At 69.8% G+C, this 3977-nt stretch carries 3 protein-coding genes; 2 read left to right on the top strand and 1 reads right to left on the bottom strand.

Annotation, left to right across the window (positions count from 1 at the left end; genetic code table 11):
* Window positions 1-1559, top strand: a 1559-nt coding sequence (locus VEG08_01045; protein ID HXZ26564.1) for a M61 family peptidase, incomplete at its 5' end; no start/stop codon positions are given.
* A gap of 8 nt (window positions 1560-1567) precedes the next feature.
* The gene (locus tag VEG08_01050; GenBank protein ID HXZ26565.1) at window positions 1568-2950 is read left to right on the top strand and encodes a rhodanese-like domain-containing protein; all 1383 of its coding nucleotides are present in this window, start codon (window positions 1568-1570) and stop codon (window positions 2948-2950) included.
* Window positions 2951-3139: 189 nt separating this feature from the next.
* On the opposite strand, the gene VEG08_01055 is transcribed toward VEG08_01050, so the two are convergent.
* A complete protein-coding gene (locus tag VEG08_01055; protein ID HXZ26566.1) occupies window positions 3140-3892 on the bottom strand; it encodes a PIG-L family deacetylase in 753 nt (250 codons plus the stop codon).
* Window positions 3893-3977 lie beyond the last annotated feature (85 nt).

Raw genomic sequence — 3977 nt, forward strand, 5'->3', positions numbered from 1 at the left:
TCGACTTCCTGCTGCCGGACGCGACCTCGGGCTTCTCCTCCGGCGCCTCGGCCAGCTCGGAGCTGGCGGTGATCAACTGGAACCAGGTGGTGCTCTATCCCGCGGGCTGGCCGGCCGGCGAGCTCACCTACGTGGCCAGCCTGCAGTTGCCGCCGGGGTGGAAGTTCGGGACGGCGCTGCCGGTGGCCAGGCAGGAGTCCTACGCCATCGAGTTTCAACCGGCCTCGCTGGTCACCCTGATCGACTCCCCGGTCATCGCGGGGGCGCACTTCCGCGAGATCGCGCTCTCGCCCGGGCAGGAGCCGCAGCACTTCCTCGATCTGGTTGCCGACGCCGACGCCGACCTGGCCGTGAGCCCCGAGGTCGAGCGCGACTACCGCCAACTGGTGGCCGAGGCGGGAGCGCTCTTCGGCGCCCGCCACTACCGCGACTACCACTTCCTCTACACCCTGAGCCAGTACACCGCGCACTTCGGCCTGGAGCACCACGAGTCCAGCGACGACCGCACCTTCGAGCGCGTCTTCCTCGACAACGACGAGTTCAAGGTCTCGGCCGGGTTGCTGCCGCACGAGTTCACGCACTCCTGGAACGGCAAGTTCCGGCGTCCCGCCGGCCTGGCCACCCCCGACTACCAGCAGCCCATGAAGGGCGAGTTGCTGTGGGTGTATGAGGGTCTGACGCAGTACCTGGGCAACCTGCTGACCGCGCGCAGCGGGCTGTACACGCCGGAGGAGTACCGCGACCACCTGGCCTCGCTGGCGGCCTACCTGGACCACGAGCCCGGGCGCACCTGGCGCAACCTGCAGGACACCGCCGACGCCGCCCAAGTGCTCTATGGCTCGCCCGCGGCCTGGGAGTCGTGGCGGCGCTCCACCGACTTCTACGACGAGAGCGTGCTCATCTGGCTGGACGTGGACACCACCATCCGCCGCGAGAGCCACGGGCAGAAGTCGCTCGACGATTTCTGCCATCTCTTCCACGGCGCGCCCAGCACCGGCCCCGAGGTCAAGCCCTACAGCTTCGACGACGTGGCCGCAAGCCTGAACCGCGTCGTGCCTTACGACTGGAAGAGCTTCCTGCGCGAGCGCCTCGACGGCCACGGCCCGGGAGCGCCGCTGGGGGGCCTGGAGGCCAGCGGCTGGCGCCTGGTCTACACCGACCAGATGTCGCCGCTGCAGCGCGCCGCCGAACGCGTGCGCAGGATGACCGACGTCAGCTTCTCTCTGGGCTTCTGGCTGAATGCGGAGGGCGTGCTGGGGGACGTGGTCCCGGGGATGCCGGCGGCGCAGGCGGGCATGGCGCCGGGCATGAAGCTGGTGGCGGTCAACGGCCGGCAGTGGTCGCCGCAGGTGCTGCGCGAGGCCATCCGCGCCGCCAAGGGCTCCGGCCAGCCCATCGAACTGCTGGCCGTCAACGACGGCTACTACAAGACCTTCCGCCTCGACTACCACGAAGGCGAGAAGTATCCTCACCTGGTGCGCGACGAGTCGAAGCCCGACCTGCTCAGCGACATCATCAAGCCGCACGCGGAGCGGGTGGCGGGAGGGGCGCCACAGTAAGGAAGGCGATGTACTTCGAGCAGTTCTATCTCGGGTGTCTGGCCCACGCCTCCTACCTGCTGGGATCGGGAGGGGAAGCGGTGGTGGTGGACCCGCAGCGCGACGTGGAGCTCTACCTCAAGGCCGCCGCCGAGCACGGCCTGGCCATCCGCCACATCTTCGAGACCCACCTGCACGCCGACTTCGTCTCCGGCCACAAGGAATTGGCCGAGCGCACCGGAGCCACCATCTACATCGGCGCGCGCGCGGGCGCGAAGTTCCCGCATTGCGGCGTGGGCGACGGTTTCGAGCTGGGAGTCGGCGAGATCACCCTGGGCGTGCTCGAGACCCCCGGCCACACTCCCGAGAGCGTCTGCGTGACCGTCAGCGACCCGGCCAGCGCGGTCCGGCCCTGGGCGGTGCTGACCGGGGACACGCTCTTCATCGGCGACGTGGGCCGCCCCGACCTGTCGAAGACCCATACCCCGGCCGAATTGGCCGGGCTGCTCTACGACAGCCTGCACCAGAAGCTGCTGCGGCTTCCCGACGCCACCCAGGTCTATCCCGCGCATGGGGCCGGCTCGCTGTGCGGGCGCAGCATGCGCGCGGAGCGCGTCTCCACCATCGGCACCGAGCGCCTGACCAACTACGCACTGCAGATCGAGAGCCGCGAGGAGTTCGTGCGCGCCATGACCGCCAACCTGCCCGCGCGGCCCGACTACTTCCTCCAGGACGCCGAGATCAACCGCCAGGGCGCGGCCGCGCTCGGCCAGTTGCCTTCGCTCGCCGCCATCCCCGCCGCACGGCTCCAGGCGATGATCGAAATTGGAGCGCTGGTGCTGGACGTCCGGCCCGCCGGCGAGTTTGCCGCCGGCCACGTGCCCGGGTCGGTCAACATCGGTCTGGGCGGGCAGTTCGCCTCCTGGGCGGGGACCGTCCTGGGTCTGGCGGCGCGCCCGGTGCTGGTGGCCGCCTCCCGCGAGCAGGTGGAGGAAGCGCGCATGCGGCTGGCGCGCGTGGGCATCGACGTCGAGGCCGGCTACCTCGAAGACGGCGTCGAAGGCTGGAAGCGCGCTGGCTTTGCGCTGGCGCAGACGCCGCAGATGACAGTGGAGGAACTGCGCCGCCGTGCGGGCCGGGAGGTAGAAGTGCTGGACGTGCGCCGCGAGCCCGAGTGGCAGGCGGGGCACATCGCGGGCGCGGACTGGTGGCCGGTGGACAAGTTCGGCTCCGAGATGCCGCCGCTGCGCCGCGACCGTCCCATCGCCGTGCACTGCAAGAGCGGCTACCGCAGCATGATCGCCTGCAGCCTGCTCGAGAAGGCCGGCTACGACAACGTGATCAACGTGCTCGGCGGCTTCGACGCCTGGCAGGCCGCGGGGCTGCCCAAGGAGTTGGGAGTCTGTAGTTAGGAGTTCGCGGCTTGCGCGCTCCCTTTCCTTCCTCTCCCGCATTGCGGGATCGGGGCCGGTCGCGCGGGATCGAGAGGAAGCCTCTTTCGGCACGACTCCCTCGGCTTCGCTCGGGACAGGTTCCGTCGCGCCCCTCCGAGCAATAAGCTAAGAGCCAAGAGCTAAGAGCCAAGAGCTAAGAGCTAAGAGCTAAGAGCTTTCTTCCACCACCCCCGCGAACAGGTCGGTCTCGATCTCGGCGCGGCGGGGGGTGAGGGTGGCGGCCAAGTGGAACAACTCCTTGTGGCCGCGCTTGCGCATGGTCTCCTCGAAGCGGGCGTGCAGCGGGGCCTGCGAGGCGTGCAGCTTGAAGGCCTGGATCTTGGCCTCCAGGTGCGCGGCGCTGATCTCGATACCCGCGGTCGAAGGCGGCAGCGCGACCGGCGGGCGGTCGGGCAGGGTGAAGGCTGCGGTCGAGTAGTAGAGCTTCTGGGCGCGGTGAGGGCGGAGGCCGTCCTGGAGCTGCTCGGGATAGCGGTCGGGGCGCCCCGCCCAGTGGAAAGCGAGCGTCGCGATGAGTGAGGCCATGGAGTGGTCGGGATGGCCGGTGATGGCGCCCTCGGGGCCGAAGGTGAGGACCACCTGCGGGCGGATCTGGCGCAGGCGGCGCGTCACCTCGCTCGCTACCTGGTAGACGTCCACGCGGTCGAGCCCGGCGTCGGGATAGCTGAGCACCTCACCGTGCGTGATCTTCAGCAGGGCGCAGGCGGCGGCGAACTCCTGGCGCCGCAGCGCCGCCAGTTCCTCGTCGGAGCGGGCGCCGCCGCGGTTGCGCGCGGCCTGGCCGGGGGTCAGGCAGACGACGTAGGTCTCGACGCCGCGCTCGCGGTAGAGGGCGAGGGAGCCGCCGAAGCCTCCGGCCTCGTCGTCAGGATGCGCGGTCACACAGAGCAGGCGGAGCATGGGGGTCTCAAGATTCTATCGGCTTCCACGCGAACCTGCCCAGCGGAGAGAAGAAACGCAAGGTCCCCTTCGACAAGCTCAGGGT

It is taken from the genome of Terriglobales bacterium, from assembly GCA_035624475.1.
Classification (GTDB): Bacteria; Acidobacteriota; Terriglobia; order Terriglobales; family Acidobacteriaceae; genus DASPRL01.